The sequence below is a fragment of the Mycolicibacterium sp. CBM1 genome, assembly GCF_054073305.1.
This window is the reverse complement of the sequence record NZ_JBSXPP010000019.1, coordinates 87,112-114,001: the sequence shown is the minus strand read 5'-3', so window position 1 is coordinate 114,001 and position 26,890 is coordinate 87,112. Positions and strand designations below refer to the sequence as shown.

Below are 26,890 nucleotides of genomic sequence, written 5' to 3'. Positions count from 1 at the left end.
GATCATGCGAGTTGAGGGATCGAATAGGTGGATGTCCAGAGCGTTTCGTACTCTGTGGGGCTGATGTTACCGAGGTAGCTGTGCCGGCGTTCGATGTTGTAGAAGTTGTCGATGTAATCGGCCATGGCGGCAGCTAATTCGATGGTGGTGGCCCAACGGCGGGTGTTGAGTAGTTCGACTTGCATCCGTGCCCAGAAGGACTCCATGGCGGCGTTATCGAAGCAGTCGCCCACGGTACCGAACGAGCCGAGCAGGCCCCACCGCCGCATGTTCTCACCAAAGCTCCAGGACGTGAACTGACTACCATGGTCGGCATGCAGAATCGTTGGGCCACTGCGGTTTCTGCTATCGGCGGCCATGTTGACCGCATTGTTGACCAGGGCGGTGTCGGGGGTGGTGGAAAAGGTGCGGGCGACGATCATCCGCGAGAAGCAGTCCAGGATCGCGCAGCAATACACCTTGCCGTCACGCGCGGGATGTTCGGTGATATCCGTACACCACAGTTCGTTCGGCTTGGTGGCAGTGAACTGCCGATTGACCAGGTCAACGGGGGTGTCGACACCAATCAGGTTGGGTTTCCGCCGCCCGGGACGCGGCACCCCGTACAGGCCGTGCTCGGCCATTATCGAGTTGACGAGCTTGTGGTTGACGTTCATCTCGTAGTCGGCCAACAACGCCGCGCGGACCCGCCGGCGCCCGTAGGTGCCGCGGGAGCGTTGGTGGATCTCGGTGATCGTGTCGGCCACAATGAGGCGACGCACCTCGCGGTCCGGGACAGGGCGGTGCCGGTGATACTGCAATAGAGAACGCGTCAATCCTGTTATCCGGCAGGCAGATCGGCCTGAGTATCCTCGCGCGATCAGCCCCTCAGTGATCGCGCGTCGGCGTTTTGGGGGCACCACCGCCTGCTCGTCGAACAGCTCGCACGCGTCGCGGGTCAGGGCCAGCTCGGCCTCGAGCGCCGCGATCCGCTTGCGAGCCGCGGCGAGTTCGTCAGCCTCCACACTGGGAATGCCCTCGATGACCCCGGCGTCGATCAGTGCCTGACGTTTCCAACGGAACAGAGTTGCTTCACAGATCCCGGTCTCGACCGCAACGGCAGCCACCGGTTCACCCGATCGCAGCCGCGCAACGATTTGCCGACGGACCGACGACGAATACTGACGGGGCATGTGACCTCCCGATGATCACTCTGCCCTCTACTCGCATGACCGTGGACCAACAACACGGGTACAGATCAGCTGGACTCGTTCACCGGGAACACGCCAGTCAGTTACTCGCTATGGGTGAGTTGGTCGGCGAACGCTGCGCCCGCATTGCCGGTCAATTTGGCGGCATCGAATCCGTAGGCGACGTCGTCCCCGCGGATCGCGCGCAGCGGGTCTTCGAAGTCACGGAAGTAGCCCATGGCCCACGCGCCTTCCTGGTACCCGATCAGCTTCAGCAGGTCATCGTCGAGTGTTCGCGCGACTTCCGGTGGAACGGAGAGGAATTGGTTTTCCTCCTGGCGCACCCAGCCGACGCAGTAGTTGACGTTGATGGCACGGCGCACCTTGTCGCTGCGGTTGGCGGCACCGCTGTGCACGATCTTGCCGGAGTACAGCAGCACCGATCCGCGCGACATCTCGGCCTGCAGGCACTCGTCGTCGCCGTAGTCGGTCGGCTTCTTGTCCCCGACCTGGCTGCCCGGGACCACGCGGGTCGCGCCCATCTCGGCGGTGTAGTCGGTCATCGCCCATAGCGTGTTGCACTGCACGTGGTAGTCGTCGGGGAACGGGTAGAAGTCGAACGCGTTCTGGTCGCGGTGCAGCGCCTGGTCGGTCTCGCCCGGCTCGATGGAGATCACCTGGGTGAGCATCAGCTGGAACGCGCTGGCGTGGCCGAGGAAGTCCTGACACACGCCGAGAATGCTCGGGTTCTGAATGAGCGTGCGGCAGGCGGGTGAGCGGGCGATCAGCGCACCGGTGCGGCGGGTCTTGCGGCCGATCATCGCGTTGTAGCCCATGGGAGTTGCGTCGAGGTAGGGCCCGAGTTCGTCGTCGATGGCGTCCATCAACGAGTCCGGCACCAGGTTGTCGACGATGACGTAGCCGTCGCGGCGGAGGTGGTCGGCAAGATCGGCCGGGCAGGTCGTGGCCGGAACGTGCGTCAGCGCGGTCATCGTTCGAGTATCTCGGGGATGTGTGTTGACCAGGTAAAACAGCGTCACGCACCCGTTACGGTCGCTGTGCCGACGGCTCGCGACTGTGGGGCCTGTGCATGCGCATCCGCCCGCAGTCGTGCACAACGCCCACAGTCGGCAGGCGAGGCGGGGTCAGCGCCGCCCGCGATCGGTGCGCCCCGGCTTGCGGGCCACCTTGCCCGCGGCGGCGCGAGCGGCCTGTTTGGCCAGGGTCTTCTCTCGCGCGGTGCGCTTCGGCGCCGGCTCGGCCTGTCCTCGTGACGAACCGGGCTTGCGGCCGCGGACGATGCCGATGAACTCCTCGACCAGTGTCGTCGGCTGTCCCTCCGGGAAGGCCAGCGCCACTGCACACATCGGCGCGTCGATGATCGGTCGATACGTGAGGTCCCTTCGGTGATGGAGTCGGGCCAGCGACTGCGGCACGATGAGCGCACCCAATCCGGCGGCGACGAGTTCGATTGCGTCGCCGGTGGTTTCGGGCCGGTGCTCGATCGGTTTGCCGGGAGCCTGTGACCAGGCGACGACGTCGTCGAGTGGCAGCAGGATCGGCTCGTCGTTGAGGTCGGCGGCGGAGATCTCGTCGGCGGCGGTGAGCAGGTGCTCGGTCGGCACCACCGCCACCGTGGTCTCCTCGTAGAGCGGGATGACCGCCAGCGCCGAGGTGTCCGTCGGTAACCTCAGCAAGGCCATGTCGACGGTCCCGTCCCGCAGGTCGGCGGCCGCGTCCGCAGCGGCGGCGGTGCGCAACCGTAGCGGGACATCGGGGTGCCGGTCGGCCCAGATCCGGGCCCACTTCGCCGGCGTCGCCCCGGGGACATACCCGAGGGTGAGCGAGGGCCGGATCATCGCCTCAGGCTACCGATAAGCTCATCGGCATGAGCAGGCCCAATGCGCAGTCCATGAAACCCGCGACGGCGGCCAAGAAGCTGGACGTGTACCTGCCTGCGACCCCGGTGGAGTTCCAGGAGAACGCGATCACCCGCGACGAGCTGGCCGCTCTGCAGGCGGATCCGCCGCAGTGGCTGCAGGATCTGCGCAAGAGCGGGCCGCACCCGAAGAACCTGGTGGCCGCCAAGCTGGGTGTCTCGATCTCGGGCCTCACCCGCGGCGGCATCACCGAGGCGCTGACCACCGAGCAGATCGAAGCACTGCTCGCCGAGAAGCCCGCCTGGCTGGTCGCCGAACGGGAGAACTACCAGAATGTGCTCAGCGAGGAGCGGCGGCTGAAGGCGCTGCGCGCAGAGGAAGCGCGCAAGGGCTGACGTGCCGGGGCCGGGAGCCGCCGCGTCACAGCGGTGCACCGACTTTCCGCTCCATCGGCGTCAAGCCGGTCGGGCCTACAAGACTCCGTCGGGAAAGTCGTGCCAGCGGCTGATCTTCCAGACGCCGTCCTGCTTGACGAACCAACCCTCGTAGTTCAGTGCTGCTACGGTCGCGAACGTAGTTCCGTTCGCGGTATTGGCCAGCAGTCCCACCACACTGGCTCGGGCTGTTGTCACCGTCTGCTCGAGGAAGACGATGTTGGACATCAGGTGGCGCCGCTGATTGCCACTGGTGCGGAAGTCGGATATCCGGTCGCGCCAGAAGCTGCGGAATTCCTCCCCGCGCTGCTCAGCGGGCGGCTGCCCGGGCAGGCCGACGACGAAGACCGCGTCGTCGGCGAACAGATCGAACCATGTCTGTGCCTGATAATTGTCGTAGGCCAACGCGTAGGTATCGACCAGATTCTTGATGGCGAGCCTGTCCGGGGCGTCGAAGTCGGTGCGGCCGGCCGGACCGGTGGCCGTGAAGGAACGCAGCGGCTCAGGGGCCGACGAATGGGTGGTCACTGTGGTCACGTTACGCGCGGCTAAGCGGCGAATGGCCAGTTGATACACACTTTTTCGCGATGCGCGTGCAACAACTGGCCACTGGCCTTCAGACCGCTACAACATGCAGGACACGCAACCCTCGACCTCGGTGCCTTCCAGTGCCATCTGACGAAGCCGGATGTAGTACAGCGTCTTGATTCCCCTGCGCCAGGCGTAGATCTGCGCCTTGTTGACGTCACGCGTGGTGGCGGTGTCCTTGAAGAACAGCGTCAGCGACAGGCCTTGGTCCACGTGCTGGGTGGCCGCGGCGTAGGTGTCGATGATCTTCTCGTAGCCGATCTCGTACGCGTCCTGGTAGTACTCCAGGTTGTCGTTCGTCAGGTACGGCGCCGGGTAGTAGACGCGGCCGATCTTGCCTTCCTTGCGGATCTCGATCTTGCTCGCCACCGGGTGGATCGAGCTGGTCGAGTGGTTGATGTAGGAGATCGAACCGGTCGGCGGAACTGCCTGCAGGTTCTGGTTGTAGATGCCGTGGGTCTGCACCGACTCCTTGAGCCGCTGCCAGTCGTCCTGATTCGGAATGCGGATCCCGGCATTGGCGAAGATCTCCCGCACCCGCTCGGTCGCCGGCTCCCACACCTGATCGGTGTACTTGTCGAAGAACTCGCCGCTGGCGTACTTCGACTTCTCGAAACCCTTGAACGTGGTGCCGCGCTCTATTGCGATCTTGTTCGACGCCCGCAGCGCGTGGTAGAGCACCGTGTAGAAGTACATGTTGGTGAAGTCGATGCCTTCTTCGGAGCCGTAGTAGATCCGCTCCCGCGCAAGGTATCCGTGCAGGTTCATCTGCCCGAGGCCGATGGCGTGCGCGTCATTGTTGCCCTGCTGGATCGACGGCACCGAGGTGATGTCGGTCTGGTCGCTGACGGCGGTCAGCGCCCGGATCGCCACCTCGATGGTCTGACCGAAGTCCGGTGAGTCCATCGCCTTGGCGATGTTCAGCGAACCCAGGTTGCACGAAATGTCCTTGCCCACCTTCGAATACGACAGATCGTCGTTGAACTCCGACGGCGTGGAGACCTGCAGGATCTCCGAGCACAGGTTCGAGTGCGTGATCTTGCCATCAATAGGATTAGCTCTGTTGACCGTATCCTCGTACATGATGTACGGGTAGCCCGACTCGAACTGCAGCTCGGCCAGCGTCTGGAAGAACTCGCGGGCCTTGATCTTGGTCTTGCGGATCCGCGCGTCGTCGACCATCTCGTAGTACTTCTCGGTCACCGAGATGTCAGCGAAGGGAACCCCGTACACCCGCTCCACGTCGTAGGGCGAGAACAGGTACATGTCCTCATTCTTCTTCGCCAGCTCGAAGGTGATGTCCGGGATGACCACACCCAGTGACAGCGTCTTGATGCGGATCTTCTCGTCGGCGTTCTCGCGCTTGGTGTCGAGGAAGCGGTAGATGTCGGGGTGGTGGGCGTGCAGGTAGACCGCGCCCGCTCCCTGCCGCGCTCCGAGCTGATTGGCGTAGGAGAACGAATCCTCGAGCAGCTTCATGATCGGGATGACGCCCGAGCTCTGGTTCTCGATGTTCTTGATCGGCGCGCCGTGCTCACGAATGTTGGTAAGCAGCAACGCAACCCCGCCGCCGCGCTTGGACAGCTGCAGTGCGGAGTTGATCGAGCGCCCGATGGACTCCATGTTGTCCTCGATGCGCAGCAGAAAGCAGCTCACCGGCTCGCCGCGCTGCTTCTTGCCCGAGTTGAGGAAGGTCGGGGTGGCCGGCTGGAAACGGCCGTCGATGATCTCGTCGACCAGCTTCTCGGCCAGCGTGGTATCACCGGCGGCCAGCGTCAGCGCCACCATCACCACACGGTCCTCGAAACGCTCCAGGTAGCGCTTCCCGTCGAACGTCTTCAGCGTGTAGGAGGTGTAGTACTTGAACGCGCCCAGGAAAGTCGGGAACCGGAACTTCTTGGCGTAGGCGCGATCCAGCAGCGTCTTGACGAAATTGCGGGAGTACTGGTCGAGCACCTCGCGCTCGTAGTAGTCCTTCTGGATCAGGTAGTCGAGCTTCTCGTCCTGGTTGTGGAAGAAGACGGTGTTCTGGTTGACGTGCTGCAAGAAGTACTCGCGCGCCGCCAGCACGTCCTTGTCGAACTGAATCTTGCCGTCTTTGTCGTACAGATTCAGCATCGCGTTGAGCGCGTGGTAGTCAGTCTCCCCCGGCAACGCGTGCGTCGAGGTTACCGGCTCTGCAGCTGTGGCCGTTGGTGACACGTGTCCTCGTCCTTCCAGAATTCCGTCAATTCCGCACGAACGGCTTCCACGTCCTCTGCGGTTCCCATCATTTCGAAGCGATACAGATACGGCACCCGGCATTTGTGCGAAACCATCGCTGCCGCAAAGCAATACTCAGCGCCGAACTGGGTGTTGCCGGCTCCGATCACGCCCCGGATCAAAGACCGGTTGTGCGGGTCGTTCAAGAACCTGATGACCTGCTTGGGGACGTATCCCTTGGCGTCATAGGTCGGGCCGTCGCCCTTGCCCCTGCCATACGTCGGCAGCAGCAGCACATACGGCTCGTGTACCTCGACGCGGTCGTGCAGCGGAATCCGGATGGCCGGCACCCCGAGCCTCTGCACGAAGCGGTGGGTGTTCTCCGAAACGCTGGAGAAGTACACCAACCGCACCGGGCGGTGGAGGCTCAGGTCGCCATCCGGATTCATCGCGTTCCCCCAGAGGCGCCTGGGCCGCTAGGCGCTCAGGACGGCGGCGCCGGCGAGGGCCTTGATCCGGTCCGGCCGGAAGCCGGACCAGTGCTCACCGCCTGCAACCACGACCGGCGCCTGCAGGTAGCCCATCGCCATCACGTAGTCGCGGGCCTCGGCGTCCTCGCTGATGTCGACGACGTCGTAGGTCAGGCCTTGGCTGTCCAGGGCCTTGTAGGTCATGTTGCACTGCACGCAGGCGGGCTTGGTGTACACGGTGATGGTCATCTGCGGTATGGCTCCTCAGCGAAACATGAAGGTGGACTCAAGTCGGTCACAGAACGGGCTGTGCGCAGGCACTCACGAACTTCCAGCGAGCTTCCGGACGTCGAAATTCCTGGGCGACGGATCCGCTCGAAACGACATCTCAGCCTCGTTTTCGGCGATCCGGCGGACCTGTGACTCTCGGGTCTGTCGGCGTCTCAGACACTACACCTAGTGGCCGACAGGGTGAAGAGATACAACATGTTCTGAATAACATTTCTGAAATTCCCTGGTCGTAAGCCCCCGACGGATGGCGTCCCGGCGTGTCGCACGTCACAACACGCCGGTGGAGCGCCTCTGCACCCAGGTCTATCAGTAGGCACCGACATCGCCGCCGCACCCGCAGCGGCGTCCCGTAAAAGCACAAACCGCCGGCGCATCAGCACCGGCGGCTTGGTGGGGCCAACCCCTGTCAGCCGACTTCGGCGGCGAGCTTGCCGACCACGTCGGCAACCGCGGCGGCCACTTCGGCGTTCTCCCTGGGATGCTTGCCGTCCAGCGCCGTGGCGGGCAGCGACAGCTTCACGTCCTCCACGACGCGCGGGCCGGCGATCCCGAACGACTTGCGCGTCTCGTCGTGCGCCCACACGCCGCCGTATTGGCCGAGCGCGGCCCCGATCACGGCCAGCGGCTTGCCCTTGAGCGCGCCGTTGCCGTACGGCCGCGACAGCCAGTCGATGGCGTTCTTGAGCACCCCAGGGATGCTCCCGTTGTATTCCGGCGTCACGACCAGCGCCGCATCAGCCTCGGCCGCCGCGGCGCGCAGGGCCACCACCACCGGCGGGGCATCGTCGGTGTCGATGTCCTCGTTGTAGAACGGCAGCTCGCCCAGCCCTTCGTAGAGCACCACATTGACCCCGTCCGGGGCGGATTCCACCGCGAGTTCGGCCAGCTGGCGGTTGATCGACGCCGCCCGAAGGCTTCCTACCAGCGTCAGCACCGTGATCCCTGCCATGTCCACAATCCTTCCGTCGTTCGACATCTTCTCACCACCCAACCGGACCGCAGTCCGATTTATTTCGCCCTGAGTTAAAGTAAGGGTGTGAGCGCCATCGACCGGGCTAGCCTGCTGCCGGTCTCTGCGCCGCAGGAGCGCGGCGACGCGGCCCGAAACCGTGCTCTGCTGTTCGAGGCGGCCCGCACTCTGATCGCCGAGCGTGGCGCCGACGCCGTCTCGATGGACGATATCGCGGCCGCCGCCGGCGTCGGCAAGGGCACGTTGTTCCGCCGCTTCGGCAGCCGCGCCGCCCTGATGATGGTGCTGCTCGACGAGGACGAGATCGCCCTCCAGCAGGCGTTTCTGTTCGGGCCACCGCCGCTGGGCCCGGACGCTCCGCCGCTCGATCGCCTAGTGGCCTTCGGGCGCGAGCGGTTGCGATTCGTCCAGACCCACCGCGCCCTGCTCTGCGAGGTCAGCCGCGACCACGACACCCGTTACGGCCCGCCGTTCGCGGTGCAGCACACCCACATTCGGGTACTGCTGTCCAGCGCAGGGACCACCGGGGATCTCGACGCCCAAACCGATGCGCTGCTGGCCCTGCTCGACGCCGACTACGTCACCCACCAGCTCGTCGATCGCGGCCAGAGCCCGGACAGTCTCGGCGACGCGTGGGAAAGCCTGGCGCGCAAGCTGTGCGGGAAGTGAGCACCGGCCAACTTCGCGACTGGGTCCTACATGTGGACCTCGATCAGTTTCTTGCCTCGGTCGAATTGCGCCGCCGCCCCGAGCTGATCGGGCTTCCGGTGATCGTCGGCGGCAGTGGAGATCCCACCGAAGCGCGCAAGGTGGTGACGTGCGCGTCGTACGAGGCCCGCGGGTTCGGTGTGCGCGCGGGGATGCCGCTGCGTCACGCCGCCCGGCGGTGTCCGGAGGCGCGTTCCTGCCCTCGGACCCGCCCGCCTACGACGAGGCGTCGGACCAGGTGATGGGCCTGCTTCGCGATCTCGGCCATCCGGTGGAGGTCTGGGGGTGGGATGAAGCGTACGTCGGTGCCCACGTGGCCGACCCGGTGGAACTGGCCGAGCGGATCCGGACCGTCGTCGCGGCCGAGACCGGACTGACGTGCTCGGTCGGCATCAGTGACAACAAACAGCGCGCCAAGATGGCTGGAACTCATGGGCAACCGCGGGGTGGACGCCCTGTGGAGCGTGGGGCCGAAAACGGCGAAAAAGCTTGCGGCCCTGGATATCACCACCGTGCGAGAACTCGCGGTCACCGATGCCGAATCGCTCACCGAGGCATTCGGGCCACGCACCGGGCTGTGGCTGCTCCTCCTGGCCAAGGGCGGCGGCGACGCCACCGTGAGCGCACAGCCGTGGATCCCCCGCTCGCGCAGCCATGTGACGACGTTCCCGAAGGATCTTACCGACCGCGCCGACATGGACGCGGCCGTCGCCGAACTCAGCCACCGTGCTCTGGCCGACGTTGTCGCGCAGACGCGGGTGGTCACCCGGGTGGCGGTCACGGTGCGCACCGACACCTTCTACACCCGTGCCAAGATCCGTAAGCTGCCGCAGCCCGGCACCGATGCAGCGGTCGTCACCGGCGCGGCCCTTCAGGTGCTGGATCTGTTCGAGCTCGACCGGCCGGTGCGCCTGCTGGGCGTGCGGCTGGAACTCGCGCCGCCGGACTGACTCAGCCCGGCGGGATGACGGTCGCGCCGCGCGGGCGCAGGGCGCGCGTGAAGAACACGTTCACTCGCGTCATCGCCACGCTGTAGGGCCACCAGGCCAGTCGCTTGGCGGCGTAGAGGGCCCGGATGTCCGGCGAGGTGTAGATCAAGTACCGGTTCTTGACGACACCGGCCAGGATCTTGTCGGCGACCTTCTCCGGGGTCACCGCATGGCCACTGAACAGTTTGACCCAGCGCTGCACCTTGGGGTGGTCGCGGTCGACCCCGGCGATCTGCACGGTCTGCACCAGCGGGGTGTCCACCGCCCCGGGCACCACCAGCGACACCCCGATACCGTGCCGGGCGAGGTCGAAACGCAACACCTCCGAGAGCCCCCGCAGCCCGAACTTGCTGGCGCTATAGGCCGCATGCCATGGCAGCGCCACCAGGCCCGCGGCGGACGACACGTTGACCAGCTGACCGCCGCGGCCGGCGGCGACCATCGGCGGCAAGAACGTCTCGATGACGTGGATGGGACCCATCAGGTTCACCTCGATCATCGACCGCCAGTGCTGGTGGGTCAGGTGTTCGACGGTTCCCCACGCCGAGATGCCGGCCACGTTCATGACGATGTCCATAGCGCCGTGGCGGGTGTGGATGTCGGCAGCGAAATGCGCGACGGCGTCGTAATCCGCGATGTCCAGGGCCCGGTGCTCGGGCACCCGGGCGCCCTCGGCCTTCGCGTCGTCGACAGTGCGGTCCAGCCCCTCGGCGTTGAGGTCGGTCAGGTACAACTCGGCGCCGCGACGGGCCAGGCGAAGGGCGGTGGCCCGGCCGATCCCGCTTGCCGCGCCGGTGATAAACACCCTCTTGCCCGCGAAGTCGTCGGCCATCGGATCAGTCGACCCGTCCGCCCCAGAGCGCGTGCAGCCACAGCTTCTCCAGAATCCGGACTGCGCGGTCGAGGTCGCCGCCGGGGCCGAGGAACGCACTTTCGCTGCACAGCGTGAAGGCGGTCGTCGCGGCCAGGGTGCGAACCAGGCCCTGGAGGTCGTCGGTGATCGGGTCGGCCGTACCGTTGCGGATTTCGGCCTCGACGATCGGCACGATCTGGTCGACGGTCTTGTCGATGAATCCGTCGAGCAGATCCCGGATCTCGGCATCGGTGTGCCGCGCGGCGTTGCACGCGGACATCACCGGATCGTTGTGGGCGTAGACAGCCGCCGCGCTGCGCACCATCCGCTGGGCGAATGCCCTGGGCGTCTCCTCGGGACCGCGCGGAGCGAACGAGTGCGTGAGCTCCTCGAGTTCCTGGCCGGCCTCACCCATGATCTGGGCGAGTACCGAGTACTTGGAGTCAAAGTAGAAGTAGAAGCCCGAGCGCGCCACCCCGGCCCGGTCGCTGATCGTGCTGACCGACAGCTCGGCGAAGGGCCGCTCCACCAACAGTTCGCGGACGGCCTGGACGATGGCATGCCGCTGTTTGTCGCCGCGGCGGCGGGGCGCCTCGACGGAATCCTGATGCGCGGTCACCCGTTTACCTTGCACCACGCCGCAGCCGAAAGGAAAACTTGACATGCGTCAAGTGGGATGGTGAGGATGGAGGTACCTGTGGTACCGGCCACACGCCGGGCCGCCCCGGATGCCTTTACCGTTTGCCCGAGGAGCGTCGATGGCCACCATCAGTACCCCGAACTACCTCCTGGACCAGGCCCGCCGCCGGTTCACCCCGACCCTGAACACCATCCCCGGGATGGGTGCGGTCGAGAAACGGCTGCGTGAGCGGGACTGGCCGCAGTTCGTGCTGGCCGAACCCCCGGCGGGTAGTGGCCTCAAAGCGGTCATGGGTGACTCGGGGCTGCCCCTGCTCGGCCACATGGTCGAGACGTTCCGTGGCGGTCCGGACTATCTGATGCAGGTCTACCGCAAATACGGTCCGCTGCACTACGCGTACTCCCCCGCCCTGCCCGCGATAACCGCGCTGGGACCCGACGCCACCCAGGCGGTGTTCTCCAACAAGAACAAGGACTTCTCGCAGAAGGGCTGGCACCCGGTAATCGGGCCGTTCTTCAACCGCGGCCTGATGATGCTCGACTTCGAAGAGCACATGTACCACCGGCGCATCATGCAGGAGGCCTTCACCCGCACTCGCCTCTCGGGCTACGTCGAGCACATCGACCGGGTGGCCTCGCAGGTGATCGCCGAGGACTGGGTGGCCAACGATCCGCGCTTCCTGTTCCACCCCGCGGTCAAGGAACTGACCCTCGATATCGCCTCGGTGGTGTTCATGGGCCACGAACCCGGCTCCGACCACGAACTGGTCACCAAGGTCAACCAGGCGTTCACCATGACCACCCGGGCCGGCGGCGCGATCATCCGTACCTCCGTCCCGCCGTTCAAATGGTGGCGTGGGCTGCAGGCCCGCAAGGTGCTCGAGGATTACTTCAGCGAGCGGCTCAAGGAACGCCGGCTTGCCGAGGGCACCGACATGCTGACGGTGTTGTGCCACACGGCCGACGACGAGGGCAACAAGTTCACCGACGACGACATCGTCAACCACATGATCTTCCTGATGATGGCCGCCCACGACACCTCGACATCGACGCTGACGACGATGGCCAACCAGCTGGCCGCCAACCCGGAGTGGCAGGAGCGCTGCCGCGACGAGTGTGCGCGGCTGGGCGACGGCCCGCTGGATATCGAGGCGCTGGAGAAGCTCGAGACGCTGGACCTGGTGATCAACGAGGCGCTGCGGATGGTCACCCCGCTGCCGTTCAATGTCCGCCAGGCCGTGCGCGACACCGAGCTGCTTGGCCACTTCATTCCGGCCGGCACCAACGTCAACGTCTGGCCCGGCCTCAACCACCGGCTGCCCGAGCTGTGGACGGACCCCGAGAAATTCGACCCGGACCGCTTCGCCGAGCCCCGCTCCGAGCACAAGCGGCACCGCTACGCGTTCGCACCGTTCGGCGGCGGTGCGCACAAGTGCATCGGCATGGTGTTCGGTCAGCTGGAGATCAAGACCGTCATGCACCGGCTGCTGCGCAAGTACCGGTTGGAGCTGGCCCATCCGGGTTATCAGCCACGCTACGACTACGCCGGCATGCCGGTGCCGATGGACGGTATGCCGATCGTGCTGCGCCCGCTGCGCTGATCGCGCCGCGGCGTCAGTTCGCCAGCAGCCGATTGGCGCAGGAGATCATCGCGCGCAGCGCCGACTCGGTGGGGTCCTCAGACCAGCCCATCGCCCATTCGCGCTGAAAGCCGTTGCAGCCCTGCATGAATGTGGCGGTGTGCCGACCCGACGTCAGCTGGTGAAAACGGATCATCTCCACGCCAATACCCCGCTCGTAGAGCATCGCGGTCAGTGCGGCGAGCGGCCCGCTGGCGTGGGCGATCGCGGTCTCGATGCGGTCGCCGATCGCCAGGGTCGCCCGGAAGCGGCGCGGCTGCGGGCCGATCCGGCTTGCGGCGCGGTCGGCGTCGTCGCACTCCCAGGAGCCCAGGCGCACCGGCCCTCCGGTGGCGCTGTACCTCGCGGTGAATGCCGACCACGGCATGGTCTCGCAGTGTTCGCGCAGTTCAGCCGGCAGCGGGCCGCGAAAGCGCGGCAGTGGTTCGGCGATAGTAGTGCTGTGCGGGGTCATGATTCGGTCTTCTCGTCGAGCGGGAGGTGACCGACGTCGTAGCTTCGACCCACAGCGGGGGGTCGGCCTGGATCAGACCCCGCTGCGGGTAGCTACTACGACGAGCGCACTGTGCACGATGGCGATGCTAGACCTCGTCACCGAGGCGCTGCAAGTGAGTTCGCGACTGCTGAGCCGCGGTGAGGAAGGCATCGAAAAGGAGCAGCCGATCGGCTTGCGGCCCGTCGTCGTCCTCGGGATGCCATTGCACGCCGAGATAGAAGCGTTCGGGGTCCTCCACGGCCTCGGTGATGCCGTCGAGTGCCCTGGCCGCGACCACCAGCCCGCGCCCGACCGTGTCAACGGCCTGGTGATGGCCTGATCGACCGGTCACCCGCGTGGCACAGAGAATCGACGCGAGCCCGGTGCCCGGCACGATGTCGATCGGCTCGTCGACGAACTCCGGTTCCCCGGGGGCGCCGTGGTGCAGCGCGAAGTCGACGATGTCGGGAATGATTGTGCCGCCGCGGGCGACGTTGAGTAGCTGCGAGCCCCGGCAGATGCCGAAGATCGGGCGGCCTGCCGCCTCCGCCGCCGCGATCGCGTCCAGCGCGTCCCGGTCCGCGCGGACGTCGACGCCATAGGTGGTCGGGTTGGGCACGGTGGCCCCGTAACAGCTCCCGTCGACGTCGCCCCCGCCGAGCAGCAGCAGACCGTCGAACTCAGCTGCGGCGGAAGGATCTTCAAGTGCCAATCCGGTGTCCCAGAGCTCGAAGGACGCACCCAGATCAACCAGTGTGGCCAGCGCCACGCGAGTGAACCTGCGGATGAGGTCGACGGCTGCGGCGCTGACGTCGGGATAGTTCAGCGAGCCGAGCACACAGATGTGCGCCCGGGGAGTCGGTGGCATCGCCAGATCGGGCATGACGTCCTCGCGACGCACCCGGCAGTCGGTGGTCATCGTTCCTGCTTTCGTTGAGCGGCCCGCTCGACGAGGTCACCGAAGATCGCGGCGTCGGTGGCCGAGACGGTATGGCGGTCTTCGGGATGCCACTGGACGGCCAGCACGTCGGCGTCGCAATGCTCGACGGCCTCCACGACACCGTCGTCGGCTGTCGCACTGACTCTCAGGCCGCGCCCCAGCCGTCCGAGCGCCTGATGGTGATAGGACGACACCTCGATGCGCGACGCGCCGACGATGCTGTACAACCGTGAGGCCTTGTCAACGTTCACCTTATGGATCGAATTATGGTGTGCAGTACTCATTTCCGCGATATGCTGCACCAGCGTGCCAGTGAGCATGACGTTGAGGACCTGCATCCCCCGGCAGATGGCGAGGGTCGGTGTGCCCAAGTCCAGCACCGCGGCGATGACGCCCAGGTCGAACTCGTCCTGGAACGCCAATCCGGCCCGGGTCTGCGGCAGCGGCTCGGCACCGTAGCGCTGGGGCTCGACGTCGGCCCCGCCGGGCAGCACCACACCGTCGAAACGCGACAGCCGGTGCGGCAGGTCGACGCATGGATCGGCGGCCGGGCCGTGCAGCACCATTGGTTCCCCGCCGGCCGCCCACACCGCTTCGCAGATCGCCTCGGCGGCAACGGTTGCCGAGAACCGCAGGATCGGCACCTGCGTGCAGCGCTGCCCGACCACGGCAACCAGTGGCCGTGGCTCCCTCACTGCCCGAACGGATAGTCGAGGGTCGGCAGCCAGGTGGTCCACACCTCGCGCAGCGCACCGGAGTCGATCAGCCGGCCGAGCGCGCCGTCGAGTTCGGCCAGCGTGTCCGGCCGGTCCTTGGCCACCGCGATCCCCCACTTGTTCGCTGTCTGCACGGTGAACGCAAGTTCGTAGTCCGGGTGGGTGGCACCAAGCGGGACGAACACGACGTCGTCGTCGATGACGGCGTCGACCTCACCGGCGCGCAACGCGGCGAGCATGTCGGCGTAGACGTCTTCGGATCCCGCGCCGAACGCCACCGGGATCGCCCCGGCGAGGGTCTGCGCCAGCGTCATGTTGGTGCTGTTCTCGATGGCCGCCACCTTGCGGTCCACCAGGTCCTGCGGGCTGTGGATGCCCGCACCGCGGCGCACCAGCACGCCTTCGTGGAAGACCGCGTACGGCCGGGTGAAATCAACCTCGGTCAGCCGCTCTGCGGTGATGCCCTGGCCGCACAGCACGGCGTCGGCGTCCCCGCGCTGCACCGCCGGGATCATGTCGACCCACGGCACCCGCACCCATTCCACCGGCCTGCCCAGTTCGGCGCCGAGCGCTTCGGCCACGCCAGGCTCATAGCCGGTGCGGCCGCGTTCCGGTGTCCACAGCGAAAACAGCGGCGGTGCTTCGGCATCCAGGCAGGCCAGCCGCAAGGGCGCGGTCACGGTGTGTCATCCCAGTACATATCTCGCTCCCAATCGGTGACGTATCCACAGAATCGGGCCCACTCGTCGGTGTGGAAGTCGACGAGCAACTCAGACAGCGCCGGCCCGAAGATTGAGGTCAGCAGGTCGTCGGTCCGGAACGCCTCGATCGCCTCGCCGAGGGTCAGCGGCAGCGCGGGGAACCGGTCGTCCTGCGCAGTGTCGTACGAGGATCCCTGCGTCGGCGGCCCGGGATCGATGGCGTTCTTCATCCCGTCCTCGCAGGCTGCCAGGATGACCGCGTGGGACAGGTAGGGGTTGACGGCGGCGTCGGGCAGCTTGTATTCCAGCCGCCCGACGGTGGACAGCCGCACCGTGCAGGTCTTGTTGTCCAGACCCCAGTCGATCCGGGACGGTGCGAATTGCCCGACGTCCCAATAGCGTTTGTAGGAGTTGACCGTCGAGCCGTTGATGAGCATCGCGCCGGCGGTGTGCGCCAGCAGACCGCCCAGGGCGTGCTTGCCGATCTCGGACAGGTGCAGGTCGCGGCGGCCCGGTTCGGCCAACACGTTCACGTCGTCACGCCAGAGGCTGAAGTTGTGGTGACAACCGTTGCCCATCATGCCCGTTCGCGGTTTGGGCATGAAGCTCGCCTGGATGCCGAGCTCCCGGGCGACCTGCTTGCAGATCTGCCGGTAAGTGGTGAGCCGGTCGGCGGTGAGGTCGGCGCGGTCGTACATGAAGTTGAGCTCCACCTGGAACTCGTCCTCGTAGTCGCCTTCGACCATGTCAAGACCGAGCGCCTGGGCGTACTCGATGACCTTCTTGACGATCGGACGGTTCCGCTCGAGATGCTCGATGTGGTAGGCCGGGCTGGATCCCGGCCGGAACTGGGCTTCTAAACCCTCACCCTGCCAAGTCATCTCGGGTTCGCATCCGGTCCGCAGCTCCAGGCCGGTCCGGTCGGTGAACCCGGCATGCAGCCGGCGCAGCAGTCCCCTGGTGTCCGACACGAACTCCGCGCCCGCACCCTCGGGCAGATGGTCGGGTTCGTAGAGCCGGCAGAACACCCGGGCGAAGCTGGTGTCCCACGGCAGAACCGCGAAGGTGTCCAGGTCCGGCAGTGCGGTGTACTCGGGGGCGTTCACCCCGCCGGCGAGCAGGATCCCCTCCCGCGTACCTTGCAGATTGGCCACAGCGGTCTGATGCTGCTGCACGCCTTTGACGGCGAGCCGTTCGAAGTGCCGGCCCGGGGCCACCTTGCCGACGACGCGGCCGGTGATGGTGATCGCTTGGAAGTAGACGAACTCCACGCCTCGCTCGGAGATGGTCTCCAGTGCGGCGGCCAGGTCGGGGCTGACGGCGTTGGCCTGGCGGTGGGCGTCCAGCGCGGTGGTGCTCATCGGGATCCTTTCGGTGCCGGATCGGGTGGTCAGGAGCCGGGGGTGAACCCGATGGGAAGCGTGTTGGGCCCGGTGTTGCCGGAATCCGGTAGCCAGCTGGCACCCGGTAGCTCGTGGGGGTCGCGCATCCGGCGGGCCAGCAGCGGCAGCGCCTCGCTCATGTCGGCGCGTGCGACGAAATGTCCGAGGCAGTAGTGCACCCCGCCACCGAAACCGAAGTGCGGCTTACGGTCTGCGGTGAGGTCGAAGCCCGGCGCGAAGACCCGGGGGTCGGTGCCTGCCGATTCGGCGTACAGATGCACGGTAGTTCCGGCCTTCAACAGCACGCCCTCGTACTCGAAGTCCTCGATGACCTCACGGGTCACCCAGCGGGTGGTGGGATTGACCCGCATGACCTCCTCGACCGCCCTGGCTCCCAGTTCGGGTCGCTGCCCGAGCAGCTGCCACTGGTCGGGATGAGCCAGGAACGTCTGCATGGCCAGTCCGAGTTGGTTGCGGGTGGTGTCGAAGCCGCCGAAGATCAACAACACCAGAGCATCTCGTAGTTCTTCATCGCTGAGCCGGCCCTCCTCGGGAGATGAGGCGTTGACCAGAGCCGTGACGAAGTCGTTGCGCGGGTTGGCCCGGCGCTCGGCGACCACCTGGTCGCAATAGGCATACAACCGGGCCAGCGCGTCGGAAATCTTGGGTAGATCCTGTTTGAGGGTCACCCCCATCGCCAGACCCAGCGTCGCGGATTCGGTGGCGATGACCTCCCACTCCGGCTCGGGAAGTCCGAGCATGATCGCGATGACGCGGGCCGAGTAGGGCTCGGCGAACTCGCTGACGAATTCACAGCGGTCGGGTTCGGCGAAATTGTCGACGAGTTCGCCTGCCAGCGCCTGGAATCGGGGCACGAGGCTGACTATGAGCTGCTGGGAGAACGCCGGGGTCATCAGCCGGCGCAGCCGCCGATGCTCCTCGCCCTCCTTGTTGAGCAGCCAGCTCGACCACCACCGGGCGAAGGGGCCGTCGGTCACGCCGTTGTGGGCCGGCCAGGCAATCGAGCCCTGACGCAGCTGCCTACTTTTCAACAGCTTGTTCATCTGCTCGTAGCGCAGCACGGCGATGCCGTAGGGAGTGGTCGCATACCAACTGCGCTCGCGAGCCTGGTGGACGACCTCAGAACTGATGGAAAACGCCGGGTCGGCGACGTCGAAGGCGGGTACCGGGTCGACAGCGGCAGACGACATGCAGATCACCTCAGGCAGCGGGGCGGGGAAACGTCGTTAAATACTCTAAAACTGTATGGTTAAAGTCAATGGCGAAACACGATCGGCTCACGCCGGTAACGGGAAGTTTTCAGACCGTCGTTTCCGGCCAGGCGATGGCCACGACCCACTCGGTGCCCAACGGCATCTCCGCAACGGCGCGGAAGCCGGTCGCAGCGCCCTCCGGACCCGGTTTCGGCATCGACGCAAGCAATGACCCGACGATCCAGCGCGGGGTGTTGGCGGCGATCACCCGCCGCTCGGTATTGACCACCACGGCGTCTTCCGCAGTCTGCCGCAGCACCTCGATGAGTGCGCGCTCCACCTCGCCGACGGACAGGTCGGCGCCCGCGACCCCGAGGAACATGCCGTCGGCGACCACCGGGATGGTCGCGGTGATGGTGTAGAGATCCGAACCGCTGTAGTCCACGTAAGGGCCGTAAGCGACCCGCTCCTGCCCCCGCTGGGCCAGTTGGTACCAGTCCATCTGGAGGTAGTCGTACACGTCGATACTGGTGGGGTCGAAGTTCAGCCGAAGCCGCGCCACCCGCTGGTGGTTGCGTTGCCACCAGGCCATGTACCGCTCACGACCGTCCACCACGGAAGGCGCGGCGACGAACCCCATTCCCCAGATCGCCTGCTCGTGGGTGAGCAGCTCGGCGAGCAGGCGTTGCAGGTCGCTGAAGTGCGCCTCGGTCAGGGCCGCGCGGGCCGGCCGGCTGCGTAGCACCTCGGTGGCGACCCGGCCCAGCAGGCCATAGATGGGTTCGAGGGCTCGCGAGGCCTGCGCGGCCAGATCGCGTGCCAGCGCGTCGCTCATCGGACCGCCCCCTCGGTCGACAGCTCGAGATTGATCCTGGTCAGACGGGCCAGTTGACCCATGACGTGGTCCTCGGCGAGCCGACGCGCCTCCATGGGGTTCTCCGAGGCCACCGCGGCGGCGATGTCGTGCTGCTGCTCGACGTGCGCGGCGACGTCGACGGGCTGGCCGATCGGCAGCCAGATCAATCCCGCCACCTCCGCCTGCAGGTTCGCCTCCCGACGGGCAAGCCTGGCCGACTGCGACGCAACCGCGACCTGGATGTGGAATCGACTGTCGGCCCGGATCCGGTCTCCCAGCGTCGCGGCCAACCCCAGTTGATCGGTCAGGGCGAACAGCCGCCGCACCGCATAGGACGCGGCGCGCTCGGCAGCCAGCCGCGCCGCCTGACCCGCGATGGCGGTGTGCTCGTCGAACAGATCACGCAGATCCGACGCACTCATCGCGGCCAAGCGCGCGGTGAGTTGGTCGACCGGCGGACCGGAGGGCCGCCGTACGAACGAGCCGCCGCTGCGACCCCGTCGCGTTTCGACGAGGTCTTGCTCGCGCAGTGTTGCCAGCGCCTCCCGCACGGTCATCGGCGCCACGCCGAACTGAGCTGCCAGGTCGACTTCGACGGGTAGCCGTTCACCGTCGTCGAGCAGCCCCAAGTGGATCGCTTCGGTGATCCGCTGCACGATCTCGTCGGCCCGGCTCACCGAGGTTTCCGGCGTGACGAGCGGCGACAGTGACGACATCGACCCCTCCTCAGCGCACGCCCGACGACGGGCCCGTCGTCGGCAACTTACCTGATCTTCGCCGATTTCCGCCGTTCCTGTTGCCGCCTAAACAATAGTTCTGTAGTTTTTGGCCACGCCCGGCCCCACGGAGGAAGGCAGTCACATGACCACATCCAGCACGCCCACTCCGCCCGACGACGGTTACTTCGGATTCCACGAGGAAGACGACGTCCGCCATCTGCACGCGCTCGGCTATCAGCCGGAGTTCAAGCGTGACATGAGTCCGTGGGCGAATTTCTCGCTGGGCTTCACCTACCTGTCCCCTGTGGTGGGCGTGTACACGTTGTTCGCCTACGCCCTGGCCACCGGCGGCCCGCCCATGATCTGGAGCTTCCTGATCGTCGGCGTGGGCCAGCTGCTGGTGGCGCTGATCTTCAGCGAGATCGTGGCCCAGTTCCCGGTGGCCGGTGGGGTGTATCCGTGGGCCCGCCGGCTGTGGGGTCGCCGCTACGCGTGGATGACCGGCTGGGTCTACATGGTGGCGCTGTTGGTGACCATCGCGTCGGTGGTGTACGGCGCCGGACCTTATGTCGCAGCCGCTTTCGGCGCCGAGGTCACGGTGAACAACACCATCCTGTTCGCTCTCGCACTTCTCGCCGTGGCGACCGTCATCAACTTCATGGGCACCAAAGTTCTTGCCACCGCAGCGATTATCGGCTTCACCGCGGAGATCATCGGAGCACTCGCAGTCGGCGGCTGGTTGTTGATCGCCCACCGTGAGCACAATCTCGGCATCGTCTTCGACCGGTTCGGCGCCGGCGGTGACGGCAACTACCTGTGGGCCTTCGCCGCCGCGGCGCTGATCGGCATTTACCAGTACTACGGATTCGAAGCCTGTGGCGACGTCGCCGAGGAGGTGCCCAACCCCGGCGGCCTGATCCCCAAGGCCATGCGCCGGACGATCTACGTCGGGGGCGCTGCGGCAACCTTCGTCTGCCTGGCACTGGTCCTGGCGGTAAGCGACATTCCTGCCGTGATCGCCGGCGAGGATGCCGACCCGGTCAGCACCGTACTCAACGCGGCGTTCGGCACTGGCGGCGCGCGAATCGTCCTGCTGATCGTGCTGATTTCGTTCCTGTCCTGCGCGATGAGCCTGCAGGCGGCCGCGAGCCGGCTGGCCTACTCCTACGGCCGCGACGGCATGATCATGGGCAGCTCGCTGCTCAAGAAGTTCTCCCCGAGCCGGCACGTTCCGCCCTACGCGCTACTGCTGGCCGCTCTCGTTCCGGCGGTGATCGTGGTCGGCTCGAAGTTCTCGACGGATGCGATCACCAAGATCATCAGCTTCGCCGCATTCGGTATCTACCTGGCGTTCCAGATGGTGGTGCTGGCCGCCCTGCGCGCCCGGCTCAAGGGCTGGGTGCCCAGCGGCAAATACACACTCGGCAAGTGGGGACTGGCCGTGAACGTCGCCGCGCTGGTCTACGGCGTCACCGCCATGGTCAACATGGTGTGGCCGCGCACGCCTGACGCACCGTGGTACGACAACTGGATCGTGGCGCTGTCCTCGGCCATCGTCGTCGGGATCGGCCTGCTGTACATGGTCGTGCATCCGCTACACGACCGCAGCACAGCCCCTTACTCCGACGCGATTCCCGAGTAGACCCCACCCACGTTCGTCGAATCTTCATCGAACGACTAGCGAAGCCGTATCAGCGGCGGCAACCCTCGAAGACAGACGGTGCGGCAGCCCGCCGCGCGTACCGGACTGAGAGGACGCATCACGATGAACACCCGTTCCATGGCCGTCGCAAGCGCCGCCGTGGCTGCGCCGATCGCACTGGCCGGCTGTAGCGGCACCACCAAGCCGGCACCGAGCGGCACCGCCCCGACTTCGGCGACCGCAGCGGCAAGCTCCACGACGGCCGCGAAAGATACTCAGGCGCATAACAACGCCGACGTGATGTTCACCCAGCAGATGATCCCCCACCACCAGCAGGCCATCGAGATGAGCGACGAGATCCTGGGCAAACAAGGCATCGACCCGCGAGTGACCGCCCTGGCCAACCAGATCAAGGCGGCACAGGGCCCCGGAAATCGAGCAGATGCAGGGCTGGCTGTCGCAGTGGGGTGTTCCCGCGATGCCGATGACGCCCGGCGGCATGGATGACATGCCCGGCCAAGACATGCCCGGCATGGATATGGGCACGGGGATGATGTCCGACGAGGACATGGCTGCGCTACGTGACGCTCAGGGCACTGCGGCGAGCCGGCTGTTCCGCACCCAGATGATCCAGCATCATCAGGGCGCAATCACCATGTCGCAGAGGGAAATCGGCCAGGGACGATACCCTGCCACGGTCGCACTGGCGAAGTCGATCGTCGACAGTCAGCAGCAGGAGATCGACGAGATGAACAAGATCCTCGCCTCGCTCTAGCGCGTCAGGCCTCGACGGCAGCGGGCACCGACGGCAGTTCGATGGTGAAGACGGTGCCGGCACCGGCTCCGGCACTGCCGACCGCGATCCTGCCGTTGTGGGCCTCGACGAGGGCCTTTGCGATGGCCAGGCCGATACCGCTGCCCCCTCTGGTGCGGCCTCGGGCCGAGTCCACCCGGTAGAAGCGTTCGAAAACGTGCGGCAGATGCTCGGCCGCGATGCCCTCCCCGGTGTCGGCCACCGTGATGACCGTGGCCGCTCCCCGCGCGACCACGTCGACATCGATTCGACCGCCGGGCGGGGTGTGACGCAACGCGTTGTCCAGCAGGTTACCCAGTACCTGACCAAACCGATCGGCGTCGATCCACAGCCGTCGGGCAGCGGGATCGAGGCTCGAATGCAGGCTGACACCGCCGACGGCCGCGCGATCTGCCACAGCTGTCAGGGCACGGCCTACGAAGGCCTCGGTGGCGGCCCAGCCGCCCGAGATCGTCGGCCCCTCCTCCGCTTGGGTGAGCGCGTTGAGGTCCTCAGATAGTCGAACCAACCGTCGGGCCTGATCCCGCATCACCGAAATAGACTCGGCGTCAACGTTTTTAACGCCGTCTTCCACCGCTTCGAGGTAGGCCTCGAGAACCGATACGGGTGTCCTGACCTCGTGTGCTAAGTCGCCGAGTAACCGCCGGCGGGTGGCCTCGACGTCCTGTAGGCGCGCGGCCATCGCATTGAACGCACCGGCCAGCGCGTCGAAGTCGGCCCCGAGGTTCGGCGGAGACACCCGGGCCTCGAAGCGTCCGTCGGCGATCCGGGCGGCGGCGGTGGACACCTCCGACAACGACCGGCGCAGCCGGCGCCCCGCATACCAGGTGACGGCGATGGCGGTCAGTGCCGCAGCGGCGATCGCAACGCCCACCGAGATCGCGGTCGCGTACGTGTAGGCCTGTTCGGCATGGAACTGTTCATGGGAGTCGGTGGGCACGCCGGCCCGGTGCAGGTGCTCGCGGAACAGCGGCGGCCCGACCAGCATGGCGACGACCGCGGTGGTGAGCGCCCCGGCCACCAGCACCAGCAGCTGCGCCAGCAGCAGCCGGGTGCTCAGCCCCGACGAGCGCCTCACCGGCCGCTGCCCATTCGGTAGCCGACGCCGCGCACCGTCGATACGAAGCGTGGTTTGGCCGGGTCGTCACCGAGCTTGCGGCGAAGGTGCCCGATGTGGACGTCGATCAGGTGTTCGTTGCCGAACCAGTCGTCGCCCCATACCGCCTCGAGTAGCTGTCGGCGGGTGTATACCAGACCCGGCCGGGACGAAAGAGCCTCCAGCACATCGAATTCTGTTCGGGTGAGATTGATGGGCTCAGAGCCGACCGCGACCTCGCGTGCTGCCACGTCGATCCGCAGATCACCGAAGACACGCGGTGGCGGTTCGGCCACCGCGGCGCTGACTGCGTCGGCCGCGTGCCGCACGGTGCGCGGCCGACGAAGCATGGCCTGGATCCGGGCGACGAGCTCACGCGGACTGAACGGTTTGGTCATGTAGTCGTCCGCGCCGACGGAAAGGCCGACGATCGTGTCGATCTCGGTATCGCGCGCGGTGAGCATCACCACGTAGGCATCGGAGAAGGTCCGGAGCTGGCGGCAGACCTCCAACCCGTCGATACCGGGCAGGCTCAGATCCAGGACGACGACGTCGGGATCGGTTTCCCGGGCCAGCCGCAGGCCCTCGGCACCGTCGGCGGCCGAGACCACCTCGAAGTGCTCCCGCTGTAGGTAACCGCCGACCACGTCGGCCAGCGACACCTCGTCGTCGACGACGAGCGCTCGGTATCCGCGCGCAGGAGCCTCGCTAGCCGTCACTGAGCGAGTCGATCGCCGCCTGCAGTTTGGTGGTCACCTCGTCGGCGACCGGCTGCAGTTCGGCCTGTCCGGTCACACCCACCAGCAGTTGGGGGTTCATCGCCTCCACGTGGACGACTCCGGCGCGATCGCTGCGCACGACGACGTTGCAGGGCAATAACAGTCCGATCTGGGGGTCGATCGTGACCGCCCGGTGCGCCAGCGGCGGATTGCAGGCACCCAGAATTACGTAGTCGCCGACGTCATCGCCGGCCGCCTCGCCCAGCTTCGCGGTGAGCGTGGCCTTCATGTCGATCTCGGTCAGCACACCGAAGCCCTGTCCGGCGAGCGCCTCCCGGGTGCGGGTCAACGCATCCCCGAACGATCCGTGCAATGTGGTCGACAGCGCGATATCCATACTCACCACTGTGCCCCCTACGCCAGTGCGAGGAACAGCTTTTCCAGCTCCGCCTCGTCCATCGGGGCGTCGCCGTTGGCCGCCGTGCCGGTCACACACTCGCGCAGACCGGTTGCGACGATCTTGAACCCGGCGCGGTCCAGCGCACGCGACACTGCGGCCAGCTGGGTGACCACGTCCTTGCAGTCGCGGCCCTGCTCGATCATCGAGATGACCCCAGCGAGCTGGCCCTGGGCCCGGCGCAGGCGGTTGAGCACCGCTGCAATGGCATCTTCATCACCAACCATGGTGAACCCTCCTCACGTCTGTTAGGTATAGCTTACCCGCGGGGGTATAACGCCACCGCCTTTCGTTTCATGCCCGCATCGCGGCGAGGACCCGACGAGTTGCGTCACGATCGGCCGGCGTCACAACCCGTATCGATTCGTGCCCACAGGAGGGCTTTTCCCTACCGGACCAGAAATACCCCTGCAGGTATCTTGCGGCCTCGGGAATGAATACCCCATGGGGTATGTTGAGGAGAGCGTGACCGCATCCCGCGGTACCGAAGACCCAACGCCAAGGAGTTCAGCCGATGATCCTCGAGCAGTACTACATCGAGTGCTTGTCGCACGCGTCCTACCTGATCGGCGACCAGACCACCGGACGCGCGGTCGTCGTGGACCCGCGCCGCGACATCGCCGAGTACCTGGCGGACGCCCAGAAGTACGGCCTTCGGATCGAAGGCGTCATCAACACCCACTTCCACGCCGACTTCGTCTCCGGACACCTCGAGCTCGTCGACGCCACCGGCGCGTGGATCGGATTCGGCGAGGCCGCCGAGACCGACTACCCGATTCGGCGTCTGGGCCATGGCGAGCACATCTCGCTCGGCGAGGTGGACCTGGAGATCCTCTCGACCCCGGGCCATACCTGGGAATCGATCAGCGTGGTGGTGCGCGAGCACGCTGCGTCGGCGCCGGTCGCCGTGCTGACCGGCGACTCGCTGTTCATCGGCGACGTCGGCCGCCCCGACCTGGTCAACATCGGTGACAGTTCGACCAGCGACCTGGCCCGCGCCATGTACCACTCGATCCACGACACGCTGTTCGCGCTCCCCGATTCGGTGACGGTGATGCCCGCCCACGGTGCCGGGTCCTCCTGCGGCAAGAATCTCTCGACTGAACTCACCTCGACGATCGGCGAGCAGCGCCGGACCAACCCGTCCGTGCAGCCGATGAGTGTCGACGAGTTCGTGGCACTGGTCACCAACGGCCAGCCCGCCGCGCCCGCCTACTTCTCGGTGAACGCCGCGATGAACAAGCGGGTCCACCCCTTGCTCAACCAGTCGCGGTCGATCCCGGAGATGGCGCCGGCGCAACTGCGCGAGGCATTGGAGGCCGGAATCCGGGTGGTCGACGCCCGCTCGGTGGACGACTTCGCCGCCGGCCACCTGCGTGGCTCGGTGAACGTCGGCTTCGACGGCCGCTTCGCCGAGACCGGTGGCATGGTCGCCGAGGTCGGCGAGACGATCGCGCTGGTCACCTACCCCGGCGAGGAACAGGACGCTGCGCTGCGGCTGACCCGGATCGGCTCGGATAATGCCGTCGGCTATCTCAACGTCGAGCACGACGGCCAGTTCCCGGACGAGCTGCGTGACCTGGTCCGCACCGCCCCGCGGACCGACGTCGCGGACCTCGACCGGCTGATGGCGCAGGACGCCGTCACCGTGATCGACATCCGCAACCCCGGTGAGCGCGACAATGGCGTGATCCCAGGTGCACTGCCGATCCCGTTGGCGCAGTTGCGGATTCGCCTTGACGACGTTCCCACCGACCGGCCGATCGTGGTCCACTGCGCCGGCGGCTGGCGCTCCAGCGTCGCCGCCTCGCTGCTGCGGGCCAACGGCTTCGACAACGTCACCGACTTGGCGGGCGGCTACAACGCGTGGGCAGAGGCCCACGTCGCCGCCTGACCGGACCGAAAACCAGAGAAGAGGAAATCATGACCACCGTGAAGCTGACCTTCGACGACTTCGAGTCGATGATCGTCGACAACCCCATCGTGCTCGTCGACTTCTGGGCATCCTGGTGCGGCCCGTGCCGCGCCTTCGCCCCGGTGTTCGACAAGTCCGCGCAGGCCCACCCCGATGTCGTGCACGCCAAGGTCGATACCGAAGCCGAGCAGGAACTCGCCGCTGCGCTGCAGATTCGGTCGATCCCGACGATCATGGCGTTCCGGGAGGGGGTCCTCGTCTACAGTCAGCCGGGCGCCATGCCACCGGCGGCCCTCGAGGAGCTGATCACCAAGATCAAGGCGCTCGACATGGCCGAGGTGCATGCGACGATTGCCGCCCACAAAGCAAAGTCCGACGCATAGTGTTGAAAATCAGAAGGAGCTGACCATG

Annotated in this window: 28 protein-coding genes and 2 pseudogenes; 8 read left to right on the top strand and 22 right to left on the bottom strand. The window is 66.4% G+C overall.

Annotation, left to right across the window (positions count from 1 at the left end):
• Positions 1-2: 2 nt before the first annotated feature.
• From ACXDF8_RS22510 to ACXDF8_RS22500, 3 genes are all read right to left on the bottom strand, one after another.
• Positions 3-1,106 (bottom strand): IS3 family transposase, encoded by a 1,104-nt coding sequence (locus ACXDF8_RS22510; RefSeq protein WP_457223823.1) that lies wholly within the window; start codon positions 1,104-1,106, stop codon positions 3-5.
• 167 nt (positions 1,107-1,273) lie between these two features.
• The gene (locus ACXDF8_RS22505; protein WP_457225491.1) at positions 1,274-2,161 is read right to left on the bottom strand and encodes a phytanoyl-CoA dioxygenase family protein; all 888 of its coding nucleotides are present in this window, start codon (positions 2,159-2,161) and stop codon (positions 1,274-1,276) included.
• 153 nt (positions 2,162-2,314) lie between these two features.
• Positions 2,315-3,028, bottom strand: coding sequence for a LysR family substrate-binding domain-containing protein (locus tag ACXDF8_RS22500; RefSeq protein ID WP_457225490.1), 714 nt, complete (start codon positions 3,026-3,028; stop codon positions 2,315-2,317).
• A 29-nt stretch (positions 3,029-3,057) separates the two neighbouring features.
• Here ACXDF8_RS22500 and ACXDF8_RS22495 point away from each other — a divergent pair, with 29 nt between their 5' ends.
• Positions 3,058-3,444 (top strand): DUF5997 family protein, encoded by a 387-nt coding sequence (locus tag ACXDF8_RS22495; RefSeq protein WP_457225489.1) that lies wholly within the window; start codon positions 3,058-3,060, stop codon positions 3,442-3,444.
• Positions 3,445-3,519: 75 nt separating this feature from the next.
• Here the strand turns inward: ACXDF8_RS22495 and ACXDF8_RS22490 are convergent, their stop codons facing one another.
• The 5 genes from ACXDF8_RS22490 to ACXDF8_RS22470 all read right to left on the bottom strand — a co-directional run bounded on the left by ACXDF8_RS22490 (position 3,520) and on the right by ACXDF8_RS22470 (position 7,983).
• On the bottom strand, positions 3,520-4,011 hold the full coding sequence (locus ACXDF8_RS22490) for a nuclear transport factor 2 family protein (protein ID WP_457225488.1): 492 nt from the start codon (positions 4,009-4,011) through the stop codon (positions 3,520-3,522).
• A 96-nt stretch (positions 4,012-4,107) separates the two neighbouring features.
• Positions 4,108-6,225, bottom strand: a complete 2,118-nt coding sequence (gene nrdE, locus ACXDF8_RS22485) for a class 1b ribonucleoside-diphosphate reductase subunit alpha (RefSeq protein ID WP_457225497.1) — start codon at positions 6,223-6,225, stop codon at positions 4,108-4,110.
• 14 nt (positions 6,226-6,239) lie between these two features.
• Positions 6,240-6,722, bottom strand: a complete 483-nt coding sequence (nrdI, locus tag ACXDF8_RS22480) for a class Ib ribonucleoside-diphosphate reductase assembly flavoprotein NrdI (RefSeq protein WP_457225487.1) — start codon at positions 6,720-6,722, stop codon at positions 6,240-6,242.
• Positions 6,723-6,749: 27 nt separating this feature from the next.
• Positions 6,750-6,992, bottom strand: coding sequence for a redoxin NrdH (locus tag ACXDF8_RS22475; protein WP_457225486.1), 243 nt, complete (start codon positions 6,990-6,992; stop codon positions 6,750-6,752).
• Positions 6,993-7,440: 448 nt separating this feature from the next.
• Positions 7,441-7,983 (bottom strand): NADPH-dependent FMN reductase, encoded by a 543-nt coding sequence (locus ACXDF8_RS22470; protein WP_457225485.1) that lies wholly within the window; start codon positions 7,981-7,983, stop codon positions 7,441-7,443.
• Positions 7,984-8,070: 87 nt separating this feature from the next.
• On the opposite strand from ACXDF8_RS22470, the gene ACXDF8_RS22465 reads away from it, so the two are divergent.
• The gene (locus ACXDF8_RS22465; protein WP_457225484.1) at positions 8,071-8,673 is read left to right on the top strand and encodes a TetR/AcrR family transcriptional regulator; all 603 of its coding nucleotides are present in this window, start codon (positions 8,071-8,073) and stop codon (positions 8,671-8,673) included.
• Positions 8,661-9,662 (top strand): annotated as a pseudogene (locus ACXDF8_RS22460) (DNA polymerase IV). Before ACXDF8_RS22465 ends, ACXDF8_RS22460 begins: the two are co-directional and overlap by 13 nt.
• Position 9,663: 1 nt before the next feature.
• Here the strand turns inward: ACXDF8_RS22460 and ACXDF8_RS22455 are convergent.
• A complete protein-coding gene (locus tag ACXDF8_RS22455) occupies positions 9,664-10,533 on the bottom strand; it encodes an SDR family oxidoreductase (RefSeq protein WP_457225483.1) in 870 nt (289 codons plus the stop codon).
• 4 nt (positions 10,534-10,537) lie between these two features.
• A complete protein-coding gene (locus tag ACXDF8_RS22450) occupies positions 10,538-11,173 on the bottom strand; it encodes a TetR/AcrR family transcriptional regulator (protein WP_457225482.1) in 636 nt (211 codons plus the stop codon).
• A gap of 139 nt (positions 11,174-11,312) precedes the next feature.
• Here ACXDF8_RS22450 and ACXDF8_RS22445 point away from each other — a divergent pair, with 139 nt between their 5' ends.
• A complete protein-coding gene (locus ACXDF8_RS22445; protein ID WP_457225481.1) occupies positions 11,313-12,794 on the top strand; it encodes a cytochrome P450 in 1,482 nt (493 codons plus the stop codon).
• A 13-nt stretch (positions 12,795-12,807) separates the two neighbouring features.
• Here ACXDF8_RS22445 and ACXDF8_RS22440 read toward each other — a convergent pair whose 3' ends face one another.
• The 8 genes from ACXDF8_RS22440 to ACXDF8_RS22405 form a co-directional block, all read right to left on the bottom strand.
• Positions 12,808-13,287, bottom strand: coding sequence for a 2-isopropylmalate synthase (locus ACXDF8_RS22440; RefSeq protein WP_457225480.1), 480 nt, complete (start codon positions 13,285-13,287; stop codon positions 12,808-12,810).
• A gap of 127 nt (positions 13,288-13,414) precedes the next feature.
• Positions 13,415-14,227: a gamma-glutamyl-gamma-aminobutyrate hydrolase family protein gene (locus tag ACXDF8_RS22435; RefSeq protein ID WP_457225479.1), complete on the bottom strand. Its 813-nt coding sequence runs from the start codon at positions 14,225-14,227 to the stop codon at positions 13,415-13,417.
• On the bottom strand, positions 14,224-14,943 hold the full coding sequence (locus ACXDF8_RS22430; RefSeq protein WP_457225478.1) for a gamma-glutamyl-gamma-aminobutyrate hydrolase family protein: 720 nt from the start codon (positions 14,941-14,943) through the stop codon (positions 14,224-14,226). The genes ACXDF8_RS22435 and ACXDF8_RS22430 overlap by 4 nt, the downstream gene beginning before the upstream one ends.
• On the bottom strand, positions 14,940-15,644 hold the full coding sequence (locus tag ACXDF8_RS22425; RefSeq protein ID WP_457225477.1) for an ABC transporter substrate-binding protein: 705 nt from the start codon (positions 15,642-15,644) through the stop codon (positions 14,940-14,942). The genes ACXDF8_RS22430 and ACXDF8_RS22425 overlap by 4 nt, the downstream gene beginning before the upstream one ends.
• On the bottom strand, positions 15,641-17,026 hold the full coding sequence (locus tag ACXDF8_RS22420) for a glutamine synthetase family protein (RefSeq protein WP_457225476.1): 1,386 nt from the start codon (positions 17,024-17,026) through the stop codon (positions 15,641-15,643). Before ACXDF8_RS22420 ends, ACXDF8_RS22425 begins: the two co-directional genes overlap by 4 nt.
• Before the next feature lie 29 nt (positions 17,027-17,055).
• Positions 17,056-18,258 carry a cytochrome P450 gene (locus tag ACXDF8_RS22415; RefSeq protein WP_457225475.1) on the bottom strand — a complete coding sequence of 401 codons (1,203 nt, stop codon included), beginning with the start codon at positions 18,256-18,258 and terminating at the stop codon, positions 17,056-17,058.
• A gap of 109 nt (positions 18,259-18,367) precedes the next feature.
• A complete protein-coding gene (locus ACXDF8_RS22410) occupies positions 18,368-19,096 on the bottom strand; it encodes a PDC sensor domain-containing protein (RefSeq protein ID WP_457225474.1) in 729 nt (242 codons plus the stop codon).
• Positions 19,093-19,833, bottom strand: coding sequence for a FadR/GntR family transcriptional regulator (locus tag ACXDF8_RS22405; RefSeq protein WP_457225473.1), 741 nt, complete (start codon positions 19,831-19,833; stop codon positions 19,093-19,095). Before ACXDF8_RS22405 ends, ACXDF8_RS22410 begins: the two co-directional genes overlap by 4 nt.
• 145 nt (positions 19,834-19,978) lie before the next feature.
• On the opposite strand from ACXDF8_RS22405, the gene ACXDF8_RS22400 reads away from it, so the two are divergent.
• Both ACXDF8_RS22400 and ACXDF8_RS22395 read left to right on the top strand, forming a co-directional pair.
• Positions 19,979-21,478 carry an APC family permease gene (locus tag ACXDF8_RS22400; protein ID WP_457225472.1) on the top strand — a complete coding sequence of 500 codons (1,500 nt, stop codon included), beginning with the start codon at positions 19,979-19,981 and terminating at the stop codon, positions 21,476-21,478.
• Between the two features lie 123 nt (positions 21,479-21,601).
• Positions 21,602-22,253 (top strand): annotated as a pseudogene (locus tag ACXDF8_RS22395) (DUF305 domain-containing protein).
• Between the two features lie 4 nt (positions 22,254-22,257).
• On the opposite strand, the gene ACXDF8_RS22390 reads toward ACXDF8_RS22395, so the two are convergent.
• The 4 genes from ACXDF8_RS22390 to ACXDF8_RS22375 are packed head-to-tail and all read right to left on the bottom strand — an operon-like array spanning position 22,258 to position 24,791.
• Positions 22,258-23,370, bottom strand: a complete 1,113-nt coding sequence (locus ACXDF8_RS22390; protein WP_457225471.1) for a sensor histidine kinase — start codon at positions 23,368-23,370, stop codon at positions 22,258-22,260.
• Positions 23,367-24,107: a response regulator gene (locus tag ACXDF8_RS22385; RefSeq protein ID WP_457225470.1), complete on the bottom strand. Its 741-nt coding sequence runs from the start codon at positions 24,105-24,107 to the stop codon at positions 23,367-23,369. The genes ACXDF8_RS22390 and ACXDF8_RS22385 overlap by 4 nt, the downstream gene beginning before the upstream one ends.
• Positions 24,097-24,504: a DUF302 domain-containing protein gene (locus ACXDF8_RS22380; RefSeq protein WP_457225469.1), complete on the bottom strand. Its 408-nt coding sequence runs from the start codon at positions 24,502-24,504 to the stop codon at positions 24,097-24,099. The genes ACXDF8_RS22385 and ACXDF8_RS22380 overlap by 11 nt, the downstream gene beginning before the upstream one ends.
• Before the next feature lie 17 nt (positions 24,505-24,521).
• Positions 24,522-24,791 (bottom strand): metal-sensitive transcriptional regulator, encoded by a 270-nt coding sequence (locus ACXDF8_RS22375; RefSeq protein WP_457225468.1) that lies wholly within the window; start codon positions 24,789-24,791, stop codon positions 24,522-24,524.
• Between the two features lie 287 nt (positions 24,792-25,078).
• On the opposite strand from ACXDF8_RS22375, the gene ACXDF8_RS22370 reads away from it, so the two are divergent.
• On the top strand, positions 25,079-26,458 hold the full coding sequence (locus ACXDF8_RS22370; protein ID WP_457225467.1) for a rhodanese-like domain-containing protein: 1,380 nt from the start codon (positions 25,079-25,081) through the stop codon (positions 26,456-26,458).
• Positions 26,459-26,487: 29 nt separating this feature from the next.
• Complete coding sequence (gene trxA, locus ACXDF8_RS22365) at positions 26,488-26,862, top strand: thioredoxin (protein ID WP_457225466.1); 375 nt, start codon at positions 26,488-26,490, stop codon at positions 26,860-26,862.
• Positions 26,863-26,890 lie beyond the last annotated feature (28 nt).